This is a genomic window from Massilia glaciei (genome assembly GCF_003011895.2).
In the GTDB taxonomy this organism is placed as follows: Bacteria; Pseudomonadota; Gammaproteobacteria; order Burkholderiales; family Burkholderiaceae_D; genus Telluria_A; species Telluria_A glaciei.
Map to the genome: position 1 here is coordinate 19,128 of NZ_PXWF02000246.1, position 22,929 is coordinate 42,056.

General features: G+C 65.2%; 21 protein-coding genes. 10 read left to right on the forward strand and 11 right to left on the reverse strand.

Annotated elements, in window-relative coordinates:
* Position 1: 1 nt before the first annotated feature.
* The 4 genes from hemN to C7C56_RS16785 all read right to left on the reverse strand — a co-directional run bounded on the left by hemN (position 2) and on the right by C7C56_RS16785 (position 5,699).
* Positions 2–1,435, reverse strand: coding sequence for an oxygen-independent coproporphyrinogen III oxidase (gene hemN / locus C7C56_RS16775; protein ID WP_106758540.1), 1,434 nt, complete (start codon positions 1,433–1,435; stop codon positions 2–4).
* A gap of 13 nt (positions 1,436–1,448) precedes the next feature.
* Positions 1,449–2,834, reverse strand: a complete 1,386-nt coding sequence (locus C7C56_RS29380; RefSeq protein ID WP_219933173.1) for a NarK family nitrate/nitrite MFS transporter — start codon at positions 2,832–2,834, stop codon at positions 1,449–1,451.
* 30 nt (positions 2,835–2,864) lie between these two features.
* Complete coding sequence (locus tag C7C56_RS29385) at positions 2,865–4,127, reverse strand: MFS transporter (RefSeq protein WP_219933174.1); 1,263 nt, start codon at positions 4,125–4,127, stop codon at positions 2,865–2,867.
* Positions 4,128–5,255: 1,128 nt separating this feature from the next.
* The gene (locus C7C56_RS16785; RefSeq protein WP_106758522.1) at positions 5,256–5,699 is read right to left on the reverse strand and encodes an RrF2 family transcriptional regulator; all 444 of its coding nucleotides are present in this window, start codon (positions 5,697–5,699) and stop codon (positions 5,256–5,258) included.
* Between the two features lie 189 nt (positions 5,700–5,888).
* Here C7C56_RS16785 and C7C56_RS16790 point away from each other — a divergent pair, with 189 nt between their 5' ends.
* The 5 genes from C7C56_RS16790 (at position 5,889) to C7C56_RS16810 (ending at position 11,576) form a co-directional block, all read left to right on the forward strand.
* On the forward strand, positions 5,889–8,165 hold the full coding sequence (locus C7C56_RS16790; RefSeq protein WP_106758523.1) for a nitric-oxide reductase large subunit: 2,277 nt from the start codon (positions 5,889–5,891) through the stop codon (positions 8,163–8,165).
* 59 nt (positions 8,166–8,224) lie between these two features.
* A complete protein-coding gene (locus tag C7C56_RS16795) occupies positions 8,225–8,482 on the forward strand; it encodes a DUF2249 domain-containing protein (RefSeq protein WP_106758524.1) in 258 nt (85 codons plus the stop codon).
* Positions 8,483–8,642: 160 nt separating this feature from the next.
* Positions 8,643–10,652 (forward strand): ribonucleoside triphosphate reductase, encoded by a 2,010-nt coding sequence (locus C7C56_RS16800; protein ID WP_106758525.1) that lies wholly within the window; start codon positions 8,643–8,645, stop codon positions 10,650–10,652.
* 25 nt (positions 10,653–10,677) lie between these two features.
* A complete protein-coding gene (gene nrdD / locus C7C56_RS30335; protein WP_106758526.1) occupies positions 10,678–10,878 on the forward strand; it encodes an anaerobic ribonucleoside-triphosphate reductase in 201 nt (66 codons plus the stop codon).
* Entirely contained in the window at positions 10,875–11,576 is a 702-nt protein-coding gene (locus C7C56_RS16810) for an anaerobic ribonucleoside-triphosphate reductase activating protein (RefSeq protein ID WP_106758527.1), read from the forward strand. Before nrdD ends, C7C56_RS16810 begins: the two co-directional genes overlap by 4 nt.
* Here C7C56_RS16810 and ipdC read toward each other — a convergent pair.
* From ipdC to ubiU, 4 genes are all read right to left on the reverse strand, one after another.
* A complete protein-coding gene (ipdC, locus tag C7C56_RS16815; RefSeq protein WP_106758528.1) occupies positions 11,557–13,206 on the reverse strand; it encodes an indolepyruvate/phenylpyruvate decarboxylase in 1,650 nt (549 codons plus the stop codon). The two genes, C7C56_RS16810 and ipdC, sit on opposite strands and share 20 nt — an antisense overlap.
* Before the next feature lie 109 nt (positions 13,207–13,315).
* A complete protein-coding gene (gene ubiT / locus C7C56_RS16820) occupies positions 13,316–13,807 on the reverse strand; it encodes a ubiquinone anaerobic biosynthesis accessory factor UbiT (RefSeq protein WP_106758529.1) in 492 nt (163 codons plus the stop codon).
* Positions 13,804–14,706 (reverse strand): ubiquinone anaerobic biosynthesis protein UbiV, encoded by a 903-nt coding sequence (gene ubiV, locus C7C56_RS16825; RefSeq protein WP_106758530.1) that lies wholly within the window; start codon positions 14,704–14,706, stop codon positions 13,804–13,806. The genes ubiT and ubiV overlap by 4 nt, the downstream gene beginning before the upstream one ends.
* Positions 14,707–14,720: 14 nt before the next feature.
* Complete coding sequence (gene ubiU / locus C7C56_RS16830; RefSeq protein WP_106758531.1) at positions 14,721–15,749, reverse strand: ubiquinone anaerobic biosynthesis protein UbiU; 1,029 nt, start codon at positions 15,747–15,749, stop codon at positions 14,721–14,723.
* 128 nt (positions 15,750–15,877) lie between these two features.
* Here ubiU and C7C56_RS16835 point away from each other — a divergent pair, with 128 nt between their 5' ends.
* The 3 genes from C7C56_RS16835 to C7C56_RS16845 are packed head-to-tail and all read left to right on the forward strand — an operon-like array spanning position 15,878 to position 17,842.
* Positions 15,878–16,345, forward strand: a complete 468-nt coding sequence (locus tag C7C56_RS16835) for a hemerythrin domain-containing protein (RefSeq protein WP_181373212.1) — start codon at positions 15,878–15,880, stop codon at positions 16,343–16,345.
* Complete coding sequence (locus C7C56_RS16840) at positions 16,342–16,584, forward strand: DUF2249 domain-containing protein (protein ID WP_106758533.1); 243 nt, start codon at positions 16,342–16,344, stop codon at positions 16,582–16,584. The genes C7C56_RS16835 and C7C56_RS16840 overlap by 4 nt, the downstream gene beginning before the upstream one ends.
* Position 16,585: 1 nt before the next feature.
* Positions 16,586–17,842 carry a permease gene (locus C7C56_RS16845; RefSeq protein ID WP_106758534.1) on the forward strand — a complete coding sequence of 419 codons (1,257 nt, stop codon included), beginning with the start codon at positions 16,586–16,588 and terminating at the stop codon, positions 17,840–17,842.
* Between the two features lie 282 nt (positions 17,843–18,124).
* Here the strand turns inward: C7C56_RS16845 and C7C56_RS16850 are convergent, their stop codons facing one another.
* The 3 genes from C7C56_RS16850 to C7C56_RS16860 all read right to left on the reverse strand — a co-directional run bounded on the left by C7C56_RS16850 (position 18,125) and on the right by C7C56_RS16860 (position 21,190).
* Positions 18,125–18,898: a ThuA domain-containing protein gene (locus tag C7C56_RS16850; protein WP_219933175.1), complete on the reverse strand. Its 774-nt coding sequence runs from the start codon at positions 18,896–18,898 to the stop codon at positions 18,125–18,127.
* A gap of 116 nt (positions 18,899–19,014) precedes the next feature.
* Positions 19,015–20,646, reverse strand: coding sequence for a Na/Pi cotransporter family protein (locus tag C7C56_RS16855; RefSeq protein ID WP_219933176.1), 1,632 nt, complete (start codon positions 20,644–20,646; stop codon positions 19,015–19,017).
* Between the two features lie 259 nt (positions 20,647–20,905).
* Positions 20,906–21,190 (reverse strand): hypothetical protein, encoded by a 285-nt coding sequence (locus C7C56_RS16860; RefSeq protein ID WP_146204522.1) that lies wholly within the window; start codon positions 21,188–21,190, stop codon positions 20,906–20,908.
* A gap of 146 nt (positions 21,191–21,336) precedes the next feature.
* On the opposite strand from C7C56_RS16860, the gene C7C56_RS28260 reads away from it, so the two are divergent.
* On the forward strand, positions 21,337–21,591 hold the full coding sequence (locus C7C56_RS28260) for a hypothetical protein (RefSeq protein WP_146204523.1): 255 nt from the start codon (positions 21,337–21,339) through the stop codon (positions 21,589–21,591).
* Between the two features lie 132 nt (positions 21,592–21,723).
* A complete protein-coding gene (locus tag C7C56_RS16865) occupies positions 21,724–22,725 on the forward strand; it encodes a tetratricopeptide repeat protein (protein WP_106758538.1) in 1,002 nt (333 codons plus the stop codon).
* The last annotated feature ends 204 nt before the right edge of the window (positions 22,726–22,929 follow it).

The window sequence follows — 22,929 nt, forward strand, 5'->3', positions numbered from 1 at the left end:
CTCAGATGGTGCGCGAAAAGCGCAGCGGCTGCGACTGCGTTTGGGCCGCGGCCGGATCGGCGGGCGTGCCGAGGTAGCGGTCGAACACCATGCACACGTTGCGGATCAAAAGCCGGCCCCGTGGCGTGACCTCGAGCGCGTGTTCGCCGATGGTGACCAAGCCGTCGCGCTCGAGCGTGCGCAGCTTTTCCAGCTCGGGCGCGAAGTAGGCGACAAAGCTGCCACCCCCGGGCAGCGCCAGGCTCGCGTAGGGCAAGGTGAAGTTGCACATCAACTGGCCGATCAGCGCGCGCCGCAGCAGGTCGTCCTCGTCCAGCACAACGCCGCGCGCGACCGGCAGCTCGTCCCGGTCGAGCCGCGCGTACCAGGCCGTCAGGTTTTTCTCGTTCTGGCTGTAGGTGCCGCCGACGGCGCTGATGGCCGACACGCCCAGCGCCACCATCTCGGCCTCGGCATGGGTCGAATAACCCTGGAAATTGCGCTGCAGCCGGCCCTGGCGCTGGGCCAGGGCGAGGTCGTCGCCGGGCTTGGCGAAATGGTCCATGCCGATGTACACATAGCCGGCCGCGCACAGGCGCTCGATGCACAGGCCCAGCATCGCCAGCTTGACCTCGGGCGCGGGCAGGTCGGCGTCGGCGATCAAGCGCTGCGACTTGAACAGGTTCGGCATGTGCGCGTAGTTGTAGACGGCGATGCGGTCCGGGTCGGCCGCGATCACCTTCTCGAGCGTGCTCGCGATGGTCGCCAGCGTCTGCTTCGGCAGCCCGTAGATGAGGTCGATGCTCACCGAATGGAAGCCGTTGGCGCGCGCCGCCTTGATCAAATCGGTCGTCATCGCCTCGGGCTGGATGCGGTTGACGGCGCGCTGGACCTCGTGGTCGAAGTCCTGCACGCCCAGGCTCAGGCGGTTGAAGCCCTGCCGGCGCAGCACCGCCACCCGCTTCGGGCTCACGGTACGCGGGTCGACCTCGATCGAATACTCGCCCTCGCCATCGGGGGCGAAATCGAACCACCGGCGCAGGCTGGCCAGCAGCTCGTCCATCTGCTCGTCGCTCAGGTAGGTCGGGGTGCCGCCGCCAAAGTGGAGCTGCGACAGCTTGTTGCGGCCTTCAAACAGGCGCCCCTGTATCGCGATCTCGCGCTGCAGGTAGCCCAGATACTTGACCGCCTTGCCGTGGTCATTGGTGATCAGCTTGTTGCAGGCGCAGTAGTAGCACAGCGACTCGCAAAACGGGATGTGCACGTACAGCGACAGCGCGCGCGCGGCCGTGCCGCCCGCGCAGGCCGAGGCCGCGGCGCGGTAGTCGGCCGCGCCAAAGCCGGGCACGAAGCGGTCGGCCGTCGGATACGAGGTGTAGCGCGGTCCCATCCGGTTCAAACGGGCGATCAGTTCGGCGTCGAACTCGACTGCGGGGTGGATGGCGTCTGGGTTCATCATCGGCTCCAGGTCAGCAAGGCATGGCGGCGTTGCGCCGCGCGTAGCACCACCAGGTCACCGCGATGCACGAGGCGTAAAAGGCGATGAAGCACCACAGGGCCGCATCGGGGCCGCCGGTCAGCGCGATCGAGGTGCCATAGCTTTTTGGGATGAAGAAGGCGCCGTAGGCGGCCACGGCGGAGGTGAAACCGAGCACCGCCGCGCCCTCCTTGTTGGCGTCGACGATCGCCTGGTCCTGCGCCGCGCGGTTCTGCCCGGCCGCCGCGCGCTGGCGCTCCGTCATGAAGATCACGGGGATCATGCGGAAGGTCGAGGCGTTGCCGACGCCGGTGCCGGCGAACAGCAGCATGAACATCCAGAAGAAGCCGCTGAAGTTGCCCGCCGCGCCAGCCTGCGGCAGGAAGTTGAGCACGCCGATGACGGCGCCGATCATCACCACGAAGGTCCACAGGGTCACGCGGGCGCCGCCGAGCTTGTCGGCCATGAAGCCGCCCGCCACGCGCGCGAGCGCGCCCACGAGCGGTCCGAGGAAGGCGTATTCAAGCGGGTTGACCTCCGGGAACTGGGTCTTGATCAGCAGCGGAAAGCCGGCCGAGTAACCGATGAAGGAACCGAAGGTGCCCGTGTAAAGCCAGCACATGAGCCAATTGTGCTTGCGTTTGAAGATGATCGCCTGCTCAGAGAACGAGGCCTTGGCCGAGGCCAGGTCGTTCATGCCGAACCACGCCATCAGGGTGGTCACGACGATGAACGGCACCCAGATAAAGCCCGCGTTCTGCAGCCACATCGACTTGCTGGCGTCGCCCTTGACCCAGGTCTGGGATTCGCCGCCGAGCGCGCCGAACAGACCGATGGTGATCACCAGCGGCACCACGAACTGCACCACCGACACCCCCAGGTTGCCCAGGCCGGCGTTCATGCCGAGCGCCTGGCCCTTTTGCGCCTTGGGATAGAAGAAGCTGATGTTGGCCATCGACGAGGCGAAATTGCCGCCGCCGAAACCGCACAGCAGCGCCAGCAGCAGCATGGTCGGGTAGCCGGTGTTGACGTCCTGCACCGCAAAACCAATGCCGATCGCCGGCACCAGCAGCGAGGCGGTCGACAGCGCGGTCCATTTGCGCCCGCCAAAAATGGGCACCATGAACGAGTAGAAGATGCGCAGCGTGGCGCCCGACAGGCCCGGCAGCGCGGTCAGCCAGAACAGCTGGTTGGTGCTGTACTTGAAGCCGATGTTGGGCAGGTTGACCACGACCACGCTCCAGACCATCCACACGGCGAACGCGAGCAGCAGCGCCGGGATCGAGATCCACAGGTTGCGCTGGGCGGTGCCGCGCCCGGTCTTTTTCCAGAAAGCCGGGGTCTCCGGCTCCCACGTTGTGATTACATATTTGCTCATGACAGTCTCCTGGATAATTGTGCGGGAACGTTAGGCGAGAACGGCTTGCAGGACGGGCGCCTTGGCGGCCTGGGCCTGGCCTTGCCCTTTGAACGAGTAGTGCATCCACACCAGCGACACGCAGACGGTGCCGTACAAGAGCATGAAGGCGGAGGTGCGCACGCCGGTCAGGTCGACCAGGGCGCCGAACATAATCGGCAGCACGAAGCCGCCCAGGCCGCCGGCGAGGCCGACCACGCCGGAGACGGCGCCGATGTTGTCGGAGAAGTCGTCGGCGATGAACTTGAAGACCGATGCCTTGCCGACCGCCATGGCGACGCCGACGATAAACAGCAGCACCGTGAACATCAGCGGGGTCAGGCCGATCTCCAAGCTGGCCGGGCCGTTGACGGTCTGGATGATCATGCTGGTCTGCGGATACGACAGCAGGAAGAAGCACACCCAGCACACCCACATGACCCACCAGGTGACCTTGTAGGCGCCGTATTTGTCGGAGATCCAGCCGCCGAGCGCGCGCAGCACGCCGCCGGGCAGCGAGAAGCAGGCCGCCAGCAGCGCGGCGAGCCCGATGTTGAAGCCGTATTCGGCCACGTAGTATTTGGTCATCCACAGGGCCAGCGCCACGTAGCCGCCGAACACCACCGAGTAGTACTGGCAGTAGCGCCACACGCGCGGGTCCTTGAGGACCTTCATCTGATCGCTGAACGAGACGGCGGCCGGGACCTGGTGCGCCTTGTCGGTGTACGAGAAGGCCCAGAACAGGATGGCGGTGGCCAGCATGGCAACCGCGTACACCTTGGGCAGCATCTGCCAGCCGAACGAGGCGATGATGGCGGGGGCAACGAACTTGGTGAGCGCCGAACCGGAGTTGCCGGCGCCAAAAATGCCCATCGCCAAGCCCTTGCGCTCCTTGCCGAACCAGCGTGCCACGTAGGGCGTGCCGACCGAGAACGAGCCGCCGGCCAGGCCGATGAACAGGCCGAGCACCAGGAAGTGCCAGTAGGCGGTGGCGTAGCCCATCAGCCAGATCGGCGGCACCGTCGCGAGCATCAGCACGAAGAACACGATGCGCCCGCCGAAGCGGTCGGTCCAGATGCCGAGCGGGACGCGCACGAGCGAACCGGAGAGCACCGGGGTGGCCGCGAGCAGGCCGAACTCGGTCTCGTTGAGCCCGAGCTGGGTCTTGATCGGGATGCCGAGCACGGCGAAGATCATCCACACCGCGAAGCAGATCGTGAATGCGAAAGTACTGCTTCCCAATACCGCAATTTGCTGCTGGGCCTTGCTTGCCATGTCCGTCTCCCCGACGCTATACCTGATGCGACAAGGTTACGCAGTGCGGGCGCTGTGAACTATTGGTACTAGGGAGATTTGGGAAAGGCAATCAGGCTAGCGGGATCGGCCGAAGTGACTAGTGGGGCTAGGCCGGATGGATAGGCTCTCGAATCAAAAATGCCGCTCGGGGCGACGGAAGGATGTCTTCCAAGGCAGGGGGCATTGCAGTTTAGTCGCTGCAGAAATCGTGTCGCGGGATCTTAGGCAAAGAAAAATTAACGTCATCCCCGCAAAAGCGGGGACCCATACGGCACATGCCTATACGCGGAGTTCGAACCTTCAGGCTCGGGAACTGTGCCACCAAAATTTTTGAAGGCCCATAACTGGATGCTCATTACTGGTCCCCGCTTTCGCGGGGATGACGTTGGTTTTTTCGCGGGTATGCACACTAAGTCCTGATCGAAAAAATAACCAACGTCATCCCCGCAAAAGCGGGGACCCATACGGCACATGCCTATACGCGGAGTTCGAACCTTCAGGCTCGGGAACTGTGCCGCCAAAATTTTTGAAGGCCCATAACTGGATGCTCATTACTGGTCCCCGCTTTCGCGGGGATGACGTTGGTTTTTTCGCGGGTATGCACACTAAGTCCTGATCGAAAAAATAACCAACGTCATCCCCGCAAAAGCGGGGACCCATACGGCACATGCCTATACGCGGAGTTCGAACCTTCAGGCTCGGGAACTGTGCCGCCAAAATTTTTGAAGGCCCATAACTGGATGCTCATTACTGGTCCCCGCTTTCGCGGGGATGACGTTGGTTTTTTCGCGGGTATGCACACTAAGTCCTGATCGAAAAAATAACCAACGTCATCCCCGCAAAAGCGGGGACCCATACGGCACATGCCTATACGCGGAGTTCGAACCTTCAGGCTCGGGAACTGTGCCGCCAAAATTATTGAAGGCCCATAACTGGATGCTTATTATGGGGCAAACGCATGCGTTTGCACTTTCGCGGGGATGACGCTGGCTTTTTCGCGGGGATGACGTTGGCTTCATCGCGAGATGATGCTGTTTGTTTCGCGGGATGACGTTGGTTTTAGTTTGTGCAGATACGGTTCTGCGATCTCTGAAGCTTTTTAACGTCTCACCGCTGGAACACGATGGGGGAGCTGCCGGCGCGCTTGCTCCTGGACGCGACCAGGTCCGCCAGCGTGACCGCATCAAGCACCGCCAGATACGCCGCTGTGGCGCTGCCCAGCACCCCCTTGAGCGCGCAGGCCGGCGCCAGCTGGCACGAGTTGCTGGCCGGGTCGAAGCACTCGGCCATAAAAAAGTCCGTCTCGCTCGAACGCACCACCTCGCCGATGTTGATCTCGGCCGGGTCGCGCCCGAGCCGCATGCCGCCGTTGCGGCCCCTCACGGTCTCGATCAAACCAATGCGGCCGAGCTGGTGCACCACCTTCATCAGGTGGTTCTTCGAGATCGCATGCAGGTCGGCGATGTCCTGGATCGTGGCCAGGCGGTCGCGGTGCATCGCAAGATAGATCAGCGTGCGCAGCGTGTAGTCGGTGTAGGCGGTCAATCGCATCGGGGCGGCGGGTTCGTGTGGCCAAATGAAGTACCCAGTATACGTCTTTCCCGGCCCGGCGGAGCATCACACCGCAAAAAGATACAAATCATCTACATCTTCTATTGCAACTTTTTAATGAAGTAAATAGAATGCATCTTTAACGCGGCGCGATATTGCGCAGCGCCTGACAACAAAAAGGAATTCGTTATGCATCACTCCCGCACACTCTGGAGATGGCTCGCGGTGATCTGCGTCCTCTCCTTCGCCGTCCTTGGCTGGGTAGGAACCGAGATCTACCTGGCCGCCCCTCCAATCCCCCGCCAGGTCGCCAGCAGCAACGGCGATGTATTGTTCTCCGAGGGCCAGGTGCAGCGCGGCCAGCAAAGCTGGCTCTCGGCCGGCGGCCAGCAGCTCGGCTCCGTCTGGGGCCACGGCAGCTACCTCGCGCCCGACTGGTCGGCCGACTGGCTGCACCGCGAAGCGCTGGCGCTGCGCGCGATCTGGTCGCTCAAGCAGTTCGGCAAGCCCTACGAGGAGATCGGCCGCGAGAACCAGGCCGCGCTCGACGCCCGCCTGCGCCACGAGATGCGCGCCAACACCTACGACGCCGCCACCGGCGCCGTCACGCTCTCGCCCGAACGGGCCCAGGCCGTGCGCGAGGTGACGGCGCACTACACCTCCCTGTTCGGCACCGACGGCAGCCTCGACAAACTGCGCGAACAGTACGCGATGCAGCCGGGCAGCCTGGCCAACCCGGACGACCTCAAAGCCCTGCCCGCCTTCTTCTTTTGGGCGGCCTGGTCGGCCGCCACCGACCGCCCCGGTGAGAGCGACCTGAGCTACACCAGCAACTGGCCGCACGAGCCGCTGGTGGGCAACAAGCCCACCGCCGGCGCCGGCATCTGGTCGTTCGCCAGCATCATCCTGATGCTCGGCGCGATCGCCGGCATGATCTTCTTCCACGGCCGCGCCAAAGAGGAGGACGACCCCGTCCCGCCCAAGAACGATCCGCTGTTCGATCTCAAGCCGACCGCCTCGATGCGCGCCACCCGCAAGTACTTCTATGTCGTCATCGCGCTGATCCTGGCGCAGGTCGGCATGGGCATCGTCACGGCCCACTACGCGGTCGAGGGCGACAGCTTCTTCGGCATCCCGCTGGGCAGCGTCCTGCCGTTCATCGTCAGCCGCACCATCCATACCCAGTTCGCGGTGTTGTGGATCGCCACCGCATGGCTGGCCACGGGCCTGTACATCGCGCCGGCCATCTCGGGCAAGGAGCCAAAATACCAGGCGCTCGGCGTCAATGTGCTGTTCTACGCCCTGCTGTTCATCGTGGCCGGTTCGACCGTCACCGGCTGGCTCGGCACCTTGCAGCACCTGGGCACCGATTTCAGTTTTTGGATCGGCAACCAGGGTCTCGAATTCACCAGCATGGGCCGGGTGTGGCAGATCCTGCTGTTCGTCGGGCTCTTGATCTGGGTGCTGCTGCTCGGACGCGGCCTGTGGCCGGCGCTGCGCACGCCGTCGTCCTCCCGCGGCCTGATCGCCATGGTGTTCCTGGCCGCGCTGTGCATCGGCGGCTTCTACGCCACCTCGCTCACCTGGGGCAAGAGCACCCACTACGCGATGGTCGAATACTGGCGCTGGTGGCTGGTCCACCTGTGGGTCGAAGGCTTCTTCGAGGTGTTCGCCACCGCCGTCATCGCGCTGCTGTTCACCCGCCTCGGCCTGATCGGCGCGGCCACCGCCAACAGCGCCATCATCCTCGAGACCATCGTGTTCCTGTTCGGCGGCATCCTGGGCACCCTGCACCACCTGTACTTCACCGGCACGCCAACCTTCGTGATCGCGATCGGCGCGATGTTCTCGGCGCTCGAGGTGGTCCCATTGGCGATGATCGGGGTCGAGGCCTGGCGCAACTACAAGCGCTCGAAGGCGGCGCCCTGGGTGCAGGCCTACAAGTGGCCGATCCTGTGCTTCATCGCGGTCGGTTTCTGGAACGTGGTCGGCGCGGGCCTGCTCGGCTTTGCGATCAACACCCCGATCGCGCTGTACTACATGCAGGGCCTTAACCTGACCGCCGCCCACGGCCACGCCGCGCTGTTTGGCGTGTACGGCATGCTCGGCATCGGCCTGATGCTGTTCTGCCTGCGCGGCCTCACCGAGCGCGCCGCCTGGTCCGACCGCCTGCTCGCGCCGATGTTCTGGTCGCTCAATATCGGCCTGGCGATGATGGTCTTCATGTCGCTGGTCCCGTCCGGCATCTACCAGGCCTGGGCCAGCGTCACCAAGGGCACCTGGTACGCCCGTTCGCCGGAGTTCGTCCACTCGCAGGTGATGGAAACCCTGGTCTGGATGCGCGTTCCCGGCGACGTGGTGTTCGCCATCGGCTGCGCTTGCCTGGCCCTGTTCGCCTGGCGACTGGCCACGGGCGGGCGCGGCAAGACCGTGGTCGTCGGTTCGATGGCGCCGCAGCGTCCCTGATCCCAACCGGCGGGCCGCCTGTGGGCGGCCCGCTTTTTTCAATTTGATGGAGAACCAACATGGCACACGATTGTTCAAGCGGCAGCGCCGCCATCCTGCATCCGTTCGACGCGCGCGGCGTCGCCAAGCGCTTCCGCCACGCCGCCATTTTCGGCGCGCTCAAGGCGCTCAACCCGGGCGAGACCATGCGCTTTTGTAACGACCATGATCCGCTTCCCCTGCTCGAGCAAATCGAGCAGGTGTTCGGGCAGCGCGTGACGGTGCGCTACGTGGCCAGGTCGCCCGGCGAAATCGTCATCGATTTTTCGATCACCTGACCGGCAGGACGGCGCCGCGCCGCCGACGCGCGGGCGCCCGCCGCCCGCCAAACCCAATCTGGATCAAGCAAATCGACATCGGCCGCATTTCGCGTTGACCCAACTAGATATAGTATTTAATCTATCCCCGTCACTACATATTGTGGTCAACGGAGAATCCATGAACCAAAATCCCACCCAACTTCCCGCCCGCATCGTCAAACGCGATGGCCGCGTCGTCCCCTTCGAGTTGGCCCGCATCGAGTCGGCCATCCGCCGCGCGGGGCAAGCCAGCGCCGAACTGCATACCGGCCAGGCCACCAGCCTGGCCCTGGAGGCCGCCACGCACTACCTCGCGCCGGCCGCTGTCCCCACCGTCGAACAGGTCCAGGACGCGGTCGAGGCGGCGCTGTTCGCGGCGGGCCGGCGCGCCACCCTGCGCGCTTTCGTGGTCTACCGCGAACAGCACCACAGCCTGCGGCGCGACCGCAAGAGCCTCGTCGATGTCGAAGCCTCGATGAACGAATACCTCGAGCAGCGCGACTGGCGCGTCAACGCCAACGCCAACCAGGGTTATTCGCTCGGCGGATTGATCCTGAACGTGTCGGGCAAAGTCATCGCCAACTACTGGCTCGACCACGTGTACCCGCCCGAGGTGGGCGCGGCGCACCGCTGCGCCGACCTGCACATCCACGACCTCGACATGCTGGCCGGTTACTGCGCGGGCTGGTCGCTGCGCATGCTGCTGGCCGAGGGCCTCAACGGCGTGCCCGGCAAGATCGAATCGGGCCCGCCCAAGCACATGTCGAGCGCGATCGGCCAGATCGTCAACTTCCTCGGCACCTTGCAGAACGAATGGGCCGGGGCCCAGGCTTTCAGCTCGTTTGACACCTACATGGCGCCCTATGTGCGCAACGACGCGCTCACCTACGAGGAGGTCAAGCAGTACATCCAGGAGCTGATCTACAACCTCAATGTGCCGTCGCGCTGGGGCACCCAGACCCCGTTCACCAACCTGACCTTCGACTGGGTCTGCCCCGAGGACCTGCGCGAACAGACGCCCGTGATCGCCGGCGTGGAGATGCCCTTCGCCTACGGCGAGCTGCAGCGCGAGATGGACATGATCAACCGCGCCTACATCGAGATCATGATGACGGGCGACGCCAAGGGCCGCGTGTTCACCTTCCCGATCCCGACCTACAACATCACCGAGGACTTCGCGTGGCACAGCCCGAACGCCGAGCTGCTGTTCGAGATGACGGCGCGCTACGGGCTGCCCTACTTCCAGAACTTCCTCAATTCCGAACTCAAGCCGAACATGATCCGCTCGATGTGCTGCCGGCTGCAGCTGGACCTGCGCGAGCTGCTCAAACGCGGCAACGGCCTGTTCGGCTCGGCCGAGCAAACCGGCTCGCTCGGCGTGGTCACGGTCAACTGCGCCCGCCTAGGCTACCTGCACGCCGACGACGAGGAGGGCCTGTTCGAGGCGCTCGACCGCCTGCTCGAACTGGGCCGCGACAGCCTCGAGATCAAGCGCAAGGTCATCCAGCGCCACATGGACAACGGCCTGTTCCCGTACACCAAACGCTACCTGGGCACCCTGCGCAACCACTTCTCGACGCTGGGCGTGAACGGCGTCAACGAGATGATCCGCAACTTCACCTGGGGCGAACAGGACATCACCAGCGACTGGGGCCACGCGTTCGCGCTGCGCCTGCTCGACCATGTGCGCGCGCGCATGCTCGAATTCCAGGACCAGACGGGCCACATGTACAACCTCGAGGCCACGCCGGCCGAAGGCACCACCTACCGCTTCGCAAAGGAGGACCGCAAGCGCCATCCGGACATCCTGCAGGCGGGCACGCGCGAGATGCCCTACTACACCAACTCGTCGCAACTGCCGGTCGGCTTCACCGACGACCCGTTCGAGGCGCTCGAGCGGCAGGACGCGCTGCAGCGCAAGTACACGGGCGGCACCGTGCTGCACCTGTACATGAACGAGCCGCTCTCGAGCGCCAACGCCTGCCGCGATCTGGTGCGCCGCGCGCTGGGCCGCTTCGGGCTGCCGTACATCACCGTCACGCCGAGCTTTTCGATCTGCCCGAAACATGGCTACCTTGGCGGCAGCCACCCTTTCTGTCCCAAGTGCGATGCCGAACTGATCGCACGCAAACAACGCGAACCCGCGTAACCACCCACCACCCCAGGAGATTGTCATGGCTGAAATGAACCAACCCACCTACATCGCACCGAAAACCGTCACGCTGCACGACGACGAACGCCAGCGCTGCGAAATCTGGACCCGCGTGATGGGCTACCACCGCCCGGTCTCGTCCTTCAACACCGGAAAAAAGGGCGAATTCCACGAACGCACCTGCTTCACCGAGACCAGCCTGGCCGCGGGCGTTCTGGCGTGAACGCCGGCGCGTTGCGGGTGGGCGGGCTGGTCCCGTTCAGCGCGACCGACTACCCCGGCAAGTTCGCCGCCGTGGTGTTCGTGCAGGGCTGCCCGTGGCGCTGCGGCTACTGCCACAACCCCCACCTGCAGCCGCGCAAGCGCGGCGCGCTGGTGTGGGGCGACGTGGCGGAGCTGCTGCGGCGGCGCGCCGGGCTGCTCGATGGCGTGGTGTTTTCGGGCGGCGAGCCGACCATCGACCCTGCCCTGCCCGACGCGATCGCGGCGGCGCGCGAGATGGGACTGGCGGTCGGCCTGCATACCGCCTGCATCTATCCGCGCCGCCTGGAGGCGGTGCTGCCGATGCTCGACTGGGTCGGCTTCGACATCAAGACCTCGTTCGGGTCGTACCCGGGCATCACCGGCGTGGCCGGCAGCGGCGAGCCCGCGCGCGCCTGCATGGAGGCCATCCTCGCCAGCGGCGTCGCGCACGAATGCCGCACCACCTTGCACCCGGTGCTGCACGACGAGGCCGAGGTCGAGGCGCTGGCCGAGATGCTGGCTGGTGCCGGGGTGCGCAACTACGCCTTGCAAAGCTTTAGGACCCAAGGCTGCGCCAACCCGGCGCTGGTCGCCAGCGGCGCCACCCCCTGCATGGGCGCGGACGCATTGGCGCGCATCGCCGCGCGCTTCGAGCAGTTTACGTTTCGGACGGCTTAGCGGGCGCCGCGTGCTGCAGGCGGCGCACGCCCTGCACGAAGCGCGTCAACGTGGTTGACTGCACCCCGCGCGGGATCATCGCCTCGATCAACTGGAACTTGCCGCGCGTGGCCAGCGCTTGTGTCAGCGCCTGTTGCAGCTCGCGCCGGGTCTGCACCCGGTAGCCCTGCCCGCCCAGCGAGGCGGCCATGTCGGCGAAATGCCAATCGCTCAGATCGGTGAACGCCGCCTGCGGGGCGAACGCGCGCAGCATCTCCCAGCTACAGTTATTGAATACGATGACGATCGGGTCCCAGCCATAGCGCTGGCAGTTGCCCAACTCCCAGCCGGTCATCTGGAAGGCGCCGTCGCCGACCAATATCAGCGGCCGTTCGCCGCCGCCGGCCTGAAGGCCAATCCCTGCCGGCACGCCGTAGCCCATGGTCGCGTAGTAGCCGGGCGCCAGCAGCGCCGTGTTTTCCATGCCTAACGCGGTGAACAGGCAGTCGCCGATGTCGGCCGCGATCGGCATGCGCCCGTGCTCAAACATGGCGTCGTTGACGGCGCGCGCGATGTCGTCCGGGCCGATCGGTGCGCCGTCGGCCTCGAGGCCGCGCACGCACGGCGGCGCCGGCTCCGGGGCGACAGGTTCGGCCGGCAGGGGGCCGGCGCGAACGATCAAGGCGTCGACCAGCGCCTCGATGCCGATGCGCGGATAGACGTGGTGCGCGATGGCGACCTCGCCGTCGAGCGCGAGGATCGCGCCGCGCATGTCGATCGCCGTTTCCGACACGCCGAAATTGGTGTCCGAGATGATCACCCCGAGCATCAGCAGCGCGTCCGAGCCCTCGACCGCGCGCGTGATCGCGGCCGGGCCGGCAACGCCGAGGTAGGTGCCGAGCAGGGAGGCGTCGCAGCCGGCCATCAGGCCGCTGCCCATGAAGGTGGTCGCCACGGGCATATTGAGCAGGCGCGCCAATTGCGCGACCTTGGCCTCAATGCCGAAGCGGCGGATCTCGACGCCGACCAGCAACACCGGCGCGCGCGCCGCCCGCAGCCGCGCCAGCACTTCGCCTACGCAGGCCTCGAGCGCGTCCGGATCGGTGTGCGCCGCGGCGCATGTGGTGGCCGGCCCGCACGGCGCGTCGACCATGTCGCGCGGCAGCTCGATGTAGACCGGGCGCGAGTGGGTCAGGCAGCTGCGCAGCACGCGCGCGATGTCGGCCGGCGCGCGCGCGGCGTCGTCCAGGACCACCTGGTCGCAGGTGATCTCGCGGAAGATCGCGAGCTGCGAGTCGAGCGTCCTGGCCTGGTGGTGCAGCAGGAAGCCGCTTTGCCGTTCGCCGGCGCCGGGCGCGCCCGAGATCACCACCAGCGGCACCTTCTCGGCATACGACGAGGCCACCGCGTTGACCATGTTGAGGGCGCCGGCGCCGTAGGTGACCGCGGCCACGCCCAGGCGGGTGTGGTAGCGCGCGGACGCGTCGGCGGCAAAGCCAACCGCCGGCTCGTGGCTGAGGGTGTACAGCGGCAGGACGCCGGCGTCCACCACCTGCTGGAAAAAGGCGAGCACAAAGTCGCCGGGAATGCCGAAGATCTCGCGCGCCCCATGTTGATGGAGGGCGTCGAGCAGGGTACGGGACAGGTTCATGATGGCTGGGGTATCTGGAATGGTTGAAGTTGAAACAGTAACCGCGCGCGCGCCGGAAAAGGAACCAGGCGGGCACGGCGCAATGATTAGCCGGGCGCCTGCAAAGTGACTAGGCGCCGCGCGCGGCCGCGAACACGCGCCGCAGGGCCGCGGCGAGCGGCGGCGGCAGCGGCGGCAACAGGCGGGCCGGGTCGAGCAGCGCGAGGTCGATCGCGTCGATCGTGTTTTTCACCAGCAGGCCGAGTTCGGTGTCGCCCTCCATGACGAGGCGGCGCGCGAAGAACAGCGTGTCCGGATCCTCGCGCCGCTGCGCCAGAAGCACGAAGTCGCGCGCGCTCGCGCCGATCGCCAGGTCCGGCTTTTGGGTTCCGTCCAGCGCGGCGAAGCGCGTGCCGCGCCAGCCGACATCGAAACACAGCGGCGTGTCGCGCACCCAGATCCGCACCGCCCTGCCCTCGAGGGCGGCGCGCACGTCGGACGGCAACTGGGGCGCGACGACCAGGTTCAGACCCGTGGCGAACAACACCGAGCCGGGATACACGGGCAATCGCGGCCAGCCGCCACCGGCCGCGCCGGCCTTGCGGCGCGCGCCCGTCGTCACGCCGCCTCCCGCGTGCCAAGCGCCATGCCGGGGCGCCCGAACCAATAGCCGTCGCAACCCTTGGACGGCATCAGCGTGGCCAGCCCGGCCTGGGCGAGCTCCGGATCGAGATGGCCGCGGCGCGCCAGGTCGAACAGCACCAGCACCTCGGCGCTGCCCTGCGCCTGCGGGCTGATGCGCGCCACATCCACGCCCATCGCCTCCATGTGCGCCAGCTCGCCGAGCAGGTTGTAGGTCAGTTCCGACTGGATCTGGGTGCCGTTTAGCACGAGGAAGCCGTCGCCGTCGCGGGTGCGCAGCGTCAGGCCGTCCGGGTGCTCGAGGCAGCTGAAGCGGCAGTCGTCCTTGCCCAGGTCGCGCTGGCGCGCGGTGAAGCATCGCGCCGAGAACGCCAGCGGCATGCGGCCGTAGGCGAACACCTCGGTCTGGAGGCCGGCCGGCAGCTTGGCCAGCATCAGCGCCAGCGCGTCGCGCCCCATCTCGAGCGACATCACCCAGCGCCGCGCGCCCAGATCGGCCATCAGGGCCAGGCTGTCGGCGTTGTACAGGTTGAGGTGGGGCCCGGCGACAAAGCCCTGCCCGGCCGGCACGCAGTGGACCGCGCCCATGTCGTTGGCCTCGACCAGATAACGCCCGTTGCCGGTGATGCGGCGCAGGTTGACCACGTCGCTGCCCGATTCGAGCAGCGCCTGGGTCGAGAGCACCACCTCCTTGCCGGCGGCGGCGAGCATGTCGGCCAGGGCCAGCCAGTCCGGCAGGCGCAGTTCGTGGCGGCGCGAGCAGACCGTCTCGCCAAGGTAGACGATGTCGACGGCGCTGGACGCGACCATGTCGTAAAAGCGCAAGAGCGTCTCGCGCGGCCAGTAATACAGTACCGGGCCGAGGGCCAGTTTCAACATTGTTTGATTCCTTATTATTTCCATGAGCGGTGATAGGCGCCGAGCGTGTGCTGCTGGCCTTCGGCGACCTTGTCGAGCGCGGCCATCCAGCCCGGCCGCGGCGAGAAGCGCTGCGGGTTGGCCAGGCACTGGTCGATCGCCTCGCGCCACACCGCCGTGACCTGGGCCACGTAGGCCGGGCTGCGCTGGCGCCCTTCGATCTTGATCGCGCGCACGCCGAGCGCTGCCAGTTGCGGCAGCAGCGCCAGCGTGTTGAGGCTGGCCGGCTCCTCGATCGCGTAATACTGTTCGCCGGCGACGTCAAAGCGGCCCTTGCACAGGGTCGGATAGTTGGCCTGTTCCCCCGGCGCGTAGCGGTCGATCAGCACGCCGTTGAGGTGCGCCTCGAGGCCCGCGTCGGTCTCTTGCCAGCGCACCGCCTTGGCCGGCGAGCAGACCCCGTGCGTGTTGGGCGACTCGCCGGTGGCATACGACGAGAGCGCGCAGCGGCCCTCGACCATGACGCACAGGCTGCCGAAACCGAACACCTCGATCTCGACCGGCGTATTGCGCACCACCTGCTCGACCTGCGCGACCGAGAGCACGCGCGGCAGCACCGCGCGCGCGATGCCGAAGTGGTGGTGGAAGAAATTGATCGCCTCGACGTTGGTGGCCGAGCCCTGCACCGACAGGTGCAGCCGCAGTTGCGGGTGCTTGTCGGCGGCGTAGCGCATCAGGCCGGGGTCGGCCAGGATCACGGCGTCGATGCCGGCGCCGGCGGCGCGGTCGATCGCGTTTCGCCACAGCGCGCCGGCGTCCGGCTGCGGATAGGTATTGAGCGCCAACAGCACCTTGCGTCCGCGCGCATGGGCGTAGGCGATGCCCTGCTCGATGGCGGCCTGGTCGAAATTGAGACCGGCGAAATTGCGCGCGTTGGTGGCGTCGCGAAAACCCAGGTAGACGCAATCGGCGCCGTTGTCGACGGCCGCCTTGAGCGCCGGCAGGCTGCCGGCCGGGCACACCAGCTCTAGGCGCGCTGGCGAATCGGAGGTGTGTGGATGCATAATTGTGCTCGGATGGTCGGGACCGCACTGTAGCCCGCCGCGCCGTCCCCAATCCTTAATGTGCATCAAGGATTTTGAGCACGCAGGGGGGAGACAATGCGTCATCGATGCAACGGCGGGAGAACAAAATGGAAACTCTAAGCAGCTATATGGCCGACGACCATCACCACTGCGACGCCCTGATGCGCCGCGCGAGCGGCTGCGTGCTGCACGGGCAATGGTCGCAGGCGCGCGACGCCGCGGCGGCCTTCCAGAACGCGCTCGAACGGCATTTGCTGATCGAGGAGCGCATCTTGTTCCCCGCCTTCGAACAGGCGATCGGACGAGCGCCCAGCCCGACCGGCGTCATGCGCGCGGAGCACCTGCGCATCCGCGCGGTGGCCCAGCGCATGGTCGACTCGGTCCACGCCCTCGACCGCGACGCCTTCGACACGCATGCGGAGGTGCTGTTGCTGGTGCTGCACCAGCACGGCGAAAAGGAGGAAGGCCTGGTCTATCCGATGATCGAAAGGGTGCTGGCGCCGCGCGGCCGCGCGCAAGTGCTGGCGGCGATGCGCGGCTTCACCGCGCTCGACCCGTGCGAGAGCGCGGCGTGAGCGCCGCACAGGTACACCATCTCGACGTGCGCGGGCTGGAACCGCCCGAGCCGCTCGAACAGGCGCTCGACGCGCTCGACCGGCTTGGCGCCTCCGACGAACTGTGCATGCTGATCGAGCGCGAACCGCATCCGCTGTACCGCATGCTGGCGCAAAACGGCTATCGCCACAGCACCACCTCCCTGCCGGACTTCCTGTACCAAGTGCGGATCTGGCGCGGCCCCGGCGACCCCGCCTGAGATGCAGCGCGCCCTGTCGCTCGACCGGTCGCCCGCGCTGGGCGCGGTGCTGCGCTACTTCGCGTGCACGCCGCTGTTTGCGCTGCTGGCCGGCTTGCTGTTGGTGTGGCAGGGCGAGGCCGCCTTCCAGAGCCGCTGGTCGCCGGTGACGCTGGCGCTGACCCACCTGTTCACGCTGGGCGTGCTGGGCATGTCGATGGCCGGGGCGCTGATCCAGATCCTTCCGGTGGTCGCTTGCAGCGTGCTGCCGCATGCGCGCACCATGGCGCCGGCGGTGCACGCGCTGCTCGGCGCCGGCACGCTGGCGCTTGCCGCGGCCTTCCTCGCGTCGCGGCCATGGTTGTTTGGCCTGGCGTTGGCCGCGCTGGTGCCGGCCCTGCTGTGGCTCGCCGGCGCGCTGGCGATTGGGCTGTGGCAGCGCGCGCCTGCCGGCGCCGCGCCGATGGTCGCCACGGTGCGGCTGGCGCTGGCCTCGCTGCTCGTCACCGTCGTGCTTGGCACACTGCTTGGCATGGCGTTCGCGTTGCCGGGCGTCATACCGCTCGATCTGGCGCGGGTCACCGACTTGCATGCGATGTGGGGCCTGTTCGGGTGGGGTGGATTGCTGCTGGCCGGCGTCGCCGTCCAGGTGCTGCCCATGTTCCAGGTCACACCCTTGTATGACAGCCGGTTGGAGCGATGGTTGGGCTCGCTTGTGGTGCTGGCGCTGTTGCTGTGTTCGGTGAAGGCGCTCGGCTTGGCGCCGGCCATCGTATTGCTTTCCGCGTTTGCGTTGTTTGCCGTCGCGACCTTGCTGCTGCTTAAACGCCGCACCAGAGCCGCCGATGCCATGACCAAATTTTGGTCGCTGGCGATGGTTTGCCTGCTGGCAGCCATCGTCATTTGGGCCCTGCCCGGCGAGATGGCGGGCGCCGGCCAGACGCTGGCCGTGGCGGTGCTGTTCATCGCTGGATTCCTGTATTCGACCATCAACGGGATGCTGTACAAAATCGTTCCGTTCCTGCTGTGGCATCACAAGCAGACCGAGACAGCGCCGGGACAGCGCGTCATGCAGGTCAAGCGGATCATTCCGGACGAGGTGGCACAGCGCCAGTTTTATCTGCATGTGATCGCCGTTTCGTTGCTGGTCGCCGCTTGTTGGTACCCGGAGGCGCTGGCGCGCGCTGCGGGTGTGGCGATATCGGTTTCGGCGTTGTCGCTCGGTTGGAACTTGTCACGGGCATGCCGGCGGGACTTGGCACAGCCGGCTGGAGTCTGAAAAACTCGTGCGGGTCAGGCCCAATTGCAGTGCCCGTGCTTCGCCGTTTATCCCTACAAGATCGACGCGACGTTACGACAGGCATTCAAAAAATTCGATTAATCACTCGCCAGCGCCCTGGCGTTGGACATCTACCGCGACGACGATACTGACGGCTATGAAGTCAATACCATTCTGGCTGTGGAATGGTGGGATGACGGCCATTGGCAAACGATTGGGGACGCGCCAACGGCCTATGGCGCCGGATGAAGAGTTAAAGGTGCGCAGCGGATCAATACCCGATCAATCGGCCTTGAACGTTCGCCCCGTGGCGGCCCAATAGATACCGCCATACAGGTGATGCAGGAATACCGGGTCGCGGTAGGTGGCCGGCAGATGGCCGAGCGCCGTGTAGAACGCACGGCCGTTGTCGTAGTCTTGATACCAACTGACCGGATGGAACGAACCCAATCCGTTGGCCGGTTTCCCGGCGGGTTGCGGCGTGCGCTTGTAACTCGCCTCGTCGACGCTCAACAGGTACGTCAGCTTGTTCGACAGGGCCGGGCCGAATCGATACCACTCCTCCGTCACCAGGCTGCGTTTGGCGAAACGGTCCATGCCCGGGAAATTGCGGTCCTCGAGTTTGAGCACCGCGGTTTGAATCGCTGGATGGGTCTGGAACATATGACCGAGCATTTTCGTGTACCACGGCCAGCCGTATTCGGTGTCCGAGGCGCTGTGCACGCCGACGAAGCCGCCCCCTGCCTTGATGAAGCGTTCAAACGCGCCCTGCTGCTCGTCGTTCAGTACGTCGCCGCTCGTCAGCAGGAAAATCACGACCTTGTATTTCGCCAGCTGCTTGTCGTTGATGACGCGCTCGGCATCCTCGGTCCAGAAGACGTCGAAATTGTGCTGCTTGCCCAGGTCCTGAATCGCCGTCACGCCAGCATTGATGGAATCGTGATGCCAGCCGGCGGTCTTGGAAAACACCAGCACATTGAATTGTTCGGCGTGTGCGCCTTGCGTGAACAATAAACCGGCGAACGGCAGGATCAGGTGACGCAGTGATTTCATCATGGAATAGTAACTGCCGGCAACGTGGATCGAGTTGTGCGTGGTACATCAGCAAGGCGACGCCGCGCCAACGCAACGGGGCGCGCACCCGAATATCTGCCCTCCTTCAAGCCGCACATTTAATCATCCGCTTCGTCATCGGTGCCGTCGGCTGCGCGTGCCGGCTCCCAGGGATCGTCAAGGTGCGAGAGTACGTTTGCAGCCTTGATGGCTTGTTGCATGCCACGACGCGCAAGACTGCAGCGTTGCAAGAGCGACTCCATCGAACCGATGTCGATCTCGCCTTCGGCGCCGGCCTGCAACAGTTCCGCCTTCAGCGCCTGATATGCCGCTTCGACGCCATCCGCGGCCGCAGCCATCGCCATCAAGGCGGGCCCGCGGCTGACGAGGGCTTGCGCGCACAGCAGATCGACTTGCGCGAGCCAGCCGCGCACCTGTTGCAGCAATCTGTCGGCAGACGCGGGCGGCTCGCAGGCGGTCGCGGCCATCGCCCGCGCCAGCTGGGCGACGCTATCGTAGTAGCGCAACACGCGCAACAGCCGCGACAGCCTGTGCGAGGTCTCATCGCTCATGGAGGCACGGTTCAAGCCTTGCACGAATTTGCCGATCGCCAGCTTAAGCGTCCCAACGACCTGCGCACGGGACTCGGCATCGTCCGTGGCCGCCTCGCCCGCCATGGCGCTGCGCAGCATGCCCACGGCCATCGCCCCCAGCCTGCCCAGCTCCCGTTCCAGGGCAATCACCGCCAAGGACGGAACGGCAACCAGGTTCTGGTCCAGAAAATGCGGCCGCGCCATGTCTTCCTCGTGGGAGCGAAAGCGCGCCTGCAGGAAAGTTGTCAGACGCCCGGCCAGCGGCCACATCAGAAAAACGCCCAGCACATTGAACGTGGTGTGAAACAAGGCCAGCGTGATGCCGGGCGCCCGGTCCAGGGCGAGCATATCGCGCAGCACGATGATCCCGTCGAGCAGCCAAGGCAGGATCAACAGCGCCAGCGCCCCCGTCAACACATTGAACATCACGTGGGCCGCGGCGGCGCGGCGCGCGTTGACGGTCGCCCCCACCGCCGCGATGACCGCGGTCACCGTCGTGCCAAGATTGGCGCCGATGACGACGGCCGCCGCCGCCTCCAGCGGCAGCAGGCCGCCCTGGGCCGCGGTCAGCGCGACTGCCAGCGCCGCGCTCGACGACTGCATCATTACCGTCAGCACCAGGCCGGCGAAGACATGCATGACGACGCCAAGGGCACCACCGACGGCAGGCAGCGCGAATCGCCCGGCAACGTCGGTGAAACCGGTTTTGAGGATGTCGATGCCGAGGAACAGGATGCCGAAACCGGCGATCGCCATGCCTATCGCGCCGCGCCTGCGGCGGCCGCCGGTCAGGTGCAGCAACATGCCGACCCCGACCAGTGGCAGCGCGGCGGCCTCGATCTTGAAACCCATTCCCGCCGCGGCGACCAGCCAGCCCGTCATGGAGGTGCCGACGTTGGCGCCGAACAAAACCCAGAGCGACTGGCCCAGCGTGAGCAGGCCGGCATTGACGAAGCCGATCGCGGCGACCGTCACCGCGCTCGACGATTGCACCACCGATGTCACAAGGATGCCCGATCCCAGTCCGCGCAGGCGGGTTCTGGTGGCGTTCGCCAGAATGCGCTCCAACGCCGGGCCCGCCGCCATCTTCATGCCATCGGTCATCAGCCACATCCCCAGCAGGAAAAGGCCGATACCGCCGGTGAGGGGGCCGATCATGTTGCTTAAGTTCATAGATAGCGGGGATGGTGGGTTGGTCGCCGGAGGGGTCGCTCAGCCGACATACTTCTGCATGGACACGGATCATCGATGCAGACGAGTCTGCAGCGCCAGCATACACTTAGGGCGAAAAAAATGGACCAGACAGCTTCCGGTCTGGCCAAGCCGCTGGCCTGTGGCCTCGGCCGCAGCCTTTGAAGTTGCTTACCACGCTTTTACGGCCCATGTCGGTGGCTTGGCGGCTCGCCCCAGGCAAAACCTAGCAATCAGTTTTCTTTGCATTGGGTTCGCTGCTCATCAGGACGAAGCCGGCGGCAGTCGCCGTTTTCAACTGCAATTCAGCGATTAAGAAAATGCCGATCTGGCCGTCAGGGCTGCCGCACGATGTCGGGTATGCCTTGCCATCGGTGCCACAACTCGAAGCGATCTGGGGGGGCGCGAGGGAACCGGCCAGCTGGACACCCGCGTCAGTGAGCTGGCGCTCCAGCGTTGCGAGCGGCATGGGGGCGGTCGTGCATTGCACCGCACCACGGTTCTTGATCACAAAGACATTCGAGTCGGGCGGCGGGGGCGCGGGGTCGCCATTTCCACCTCCGCATGAGGACAGTGTTGCGATAACGAAGAATGGGACTAATACAAGGCGCATGCAGGCTCCGGAAAAAAACAAGTTTTGGTCGGACATCGATACTGATGTCCCGTCCCGCGGAGTATGCCGATGAATTGGCAATTAATCAATATGGCTGCCGGCCGCGATGCCGGGCATCAGGACGCGGCCGGCACTGTTGCGGGCTTCTCGGCCTGCGCCGCATTGACCGTGTCGACGATTTGATCGATCGAATCTTCGCCATGACCGACATTGCTATTTCGACGAGCATCATCAGAAAACGCGGCAACTGCGCGCTGCCCATGCTGGCGCTGTGGCGCCGAAGATGCGGGCGCGGGTGAAGGGACCCAAACGCGCGATTTTCAACGCCCAAGACCGATGCAAGGCTGTACCATCGCGGTTTGCAGCCTGCCAATGACATATGTCCCGTGCTTGTTGTCAGGCTCCCCCCAACAATAAAACCTAAGCAAAAAATGCCCTTACAGTTTGATGCCTTCGACGCCGAATCCGGCGCGTTCTTATACCCGGACGATTGTTACGATGGTCTGCTGGCCGAATTCGACGGCCTGCTCGATGCCCACGAGACGGGTGAACTCAATGACACGCGTTATCTTGCGGCGCTGAATCGGCTACTTTCCGAAGCACCGGACTTCGTCGACGTGCACGCCCACATCGCCTCCCACTGGCACCGCCATGGCAAGCCAAAGAAGGCGCTCGACGCTGCCTTGCTGGGTTTGAGTGTCTCGAATCGCCATATTCCCGAAGGCTTCAGTGGCCGGATTGAATGGGGTCACCTCGACAATCGGCCCTACCTCAGAGCCATGCATATCGCGCTGCTGTCATACATGCGCCTGCGCCGCCATAAGGACGCCGTTACGATCATCGAGCTCATGTTGGCGCGCAATCCGGCCGACAACCAGGGCGTGCGTTTCCTTCTGGGTTCCGAGGCCCTGAGGGCCGGCGACTCCGATGCCGCTCGCGCAGTGTTCGAGGCCGAGGCGACTGGATACCCGCCGTACTTCTACGAACTGGCGCTGGCCCACATGCTGCGTAGCGAGTGGGTCTTGGCTGCCACGGCCCTGCGCCGTGGCTTTGCCACCAACCCGTACATCGCTGAGCTCCTTGGTGGCAACGCAAGTCCAGCACCGCTGGCCGTTTGGCACGGGACCACGCTGGCAGAACCCCGGATTGCATGTGATTACATCAAAATGTACGGAATGTATTGGCACAACCAACCCGACAGCTTCGCTTTCACGCGCTGGCTATTCAACCACCCGAAGGTATTGGCGGAGCGCGCCGATATTATGGAGTGCAAGGAAGTACTCTTGTGGGAGAGCGACACGGCCGTACGCAGGAAGTTCTTCGATCGTGACCTGCTACTGGTCGAGAGCATCGACGACACCTTATCCGTCGCCATCGTTACGAAGCGCACCGACCGGCACGGGAAAACCATGTGGCCGTGGTTGCACGATTAAGATCTGCGCCGCCCGCAAACGGGAAGTGTTTGACTAGCTGATGACCACCCTCCCCGATGACCCTGCCGCGATTCTGAATCGTTACAATGAATCGTTTTAAATCGGGGAAGGAACGGGTGGCGTCATGAATCAAATAATATAAAAATTAGCGCCGCACCGTCCTGGATGCTAGGCGATGTAAAGTGGCCCCACTGGTCAAGACAA

Bases quoted from the DNA above. Each gene is read 5' to 3' on its own strand.
- C7C56_RS16785 (WP_106758522.1), bottom strand. From the start codon at position 5,699: ATGCGATTGACCGCCTACACCGACTACACGCTGCGCACGCTGATCTAT.
- C7C56_RS29380 (WP_219933173.1), bottom strand. From the start codon at position 2,834: ATGAGCAAATATGTAATCACAACGTGGGAGCCGGAGACCCCGGCTTTC.
- nrdD (WP_106758526.1), top strand. From the start codon at position 10,678: ATGGCTGAAATGAACCAACCCACCTACATCGCACCGAAAACCGTCACG.
- ubiU (WP_106758531.1), bottom strand. From the start codon at position 15,749: ATGCATCCACACACCTCCGATTCGCCAGCGCGCCTAGAGCTGGTGTGC.
- C7C56_RS28260 (WP_146204523.1), top strand. From the start codon at position 21,337: ATGTCCCGTCCCGCGGAGTATGCCGATGAATTGGCAATTAATCAATAT.
- C7C56_RS16850 (WP_219933175.1), bottom strand. From the start codon at position 18,898: ATGATGAAATCACTGCGTCACCTGATCCTGCCGTTCGCCGGTTTATTG.
- C7C56_RS16835 (WP_181373212.1), top strand. From the start codon at position 15,878: ATGGAAACTCTAAGCAGCTATATGGCCGACGACCATCACCACTGCGAC.
- C7C56_RS16800 (WP_106758525.1), top strand. From the start codon at position 8,643: ATGAACCAAAATCCCACCCAACTTCCCGCCCGCATCGTCAAACGCGAT.
- C7C56_RS16845 (WP_106758534.1), top strand. From the start codon at position 16,586: ATGCAGCGCGCCCTGTCGCTCGACCGGTCGCCCGCGCTGGGCGCGGTG.
- C7C56_RS16790 (WP_106758523.1), top strand. From the start codon at position 5,889: ATGCATCACTCCCGCACACTCTGGAGATGGCTCGCGGTGATCTGCGTC.
- ubiV (WP_106758530.1), bottom strand. From the start codon at position 14,706: ATGTTGAAACTGGCCCTCGGCCCGGTACTGTATTACTGGCCGCGCGAG.
- C7C56_RS16795 (WP_106758524.1), top strand. From the start codon at position 8,225: ATGGCACACGATTGTTCAAGCGGCAGCGCCGCCATCCTGCATCCGTTC.
- ipdC (WP_106758528.1), bottom strand. From the start codon at position 13,206: ATGAACCTGTCCCGTACCCTGCTCGACGCCCTCCATCAACATGGGGCG.
- hemN (WP_106758540.1), bottom strand. From the start codon at position 1,435: ATGAACCCAGACGCCATCCACCCCGCAGTCGAGTTCGACGCCGAACTG.
- C7C56_RS16865 (WP_106758538.1), top strand. From the start codon at position 21,724: ATGCCCTTACAGTTTGATGCCTTCGACGCCGAATCCGGCGCGTTCTTA.
- C7C56_RS29385 (WP_219933174.1), bottom strand. From the start codon at position 4,127: ATGGCAAGCAAGGCCCAGCAGCAAATTGCGGTATTGGGAAGCAGTACT.
- C7C56_RS16855 (WP_219933176.1), bottom strand. From the start codon at position 20,646: ATGATCGGCCCCCTCACCGGCGGTATCGGCCTTTTCCTGCTGGGGATG.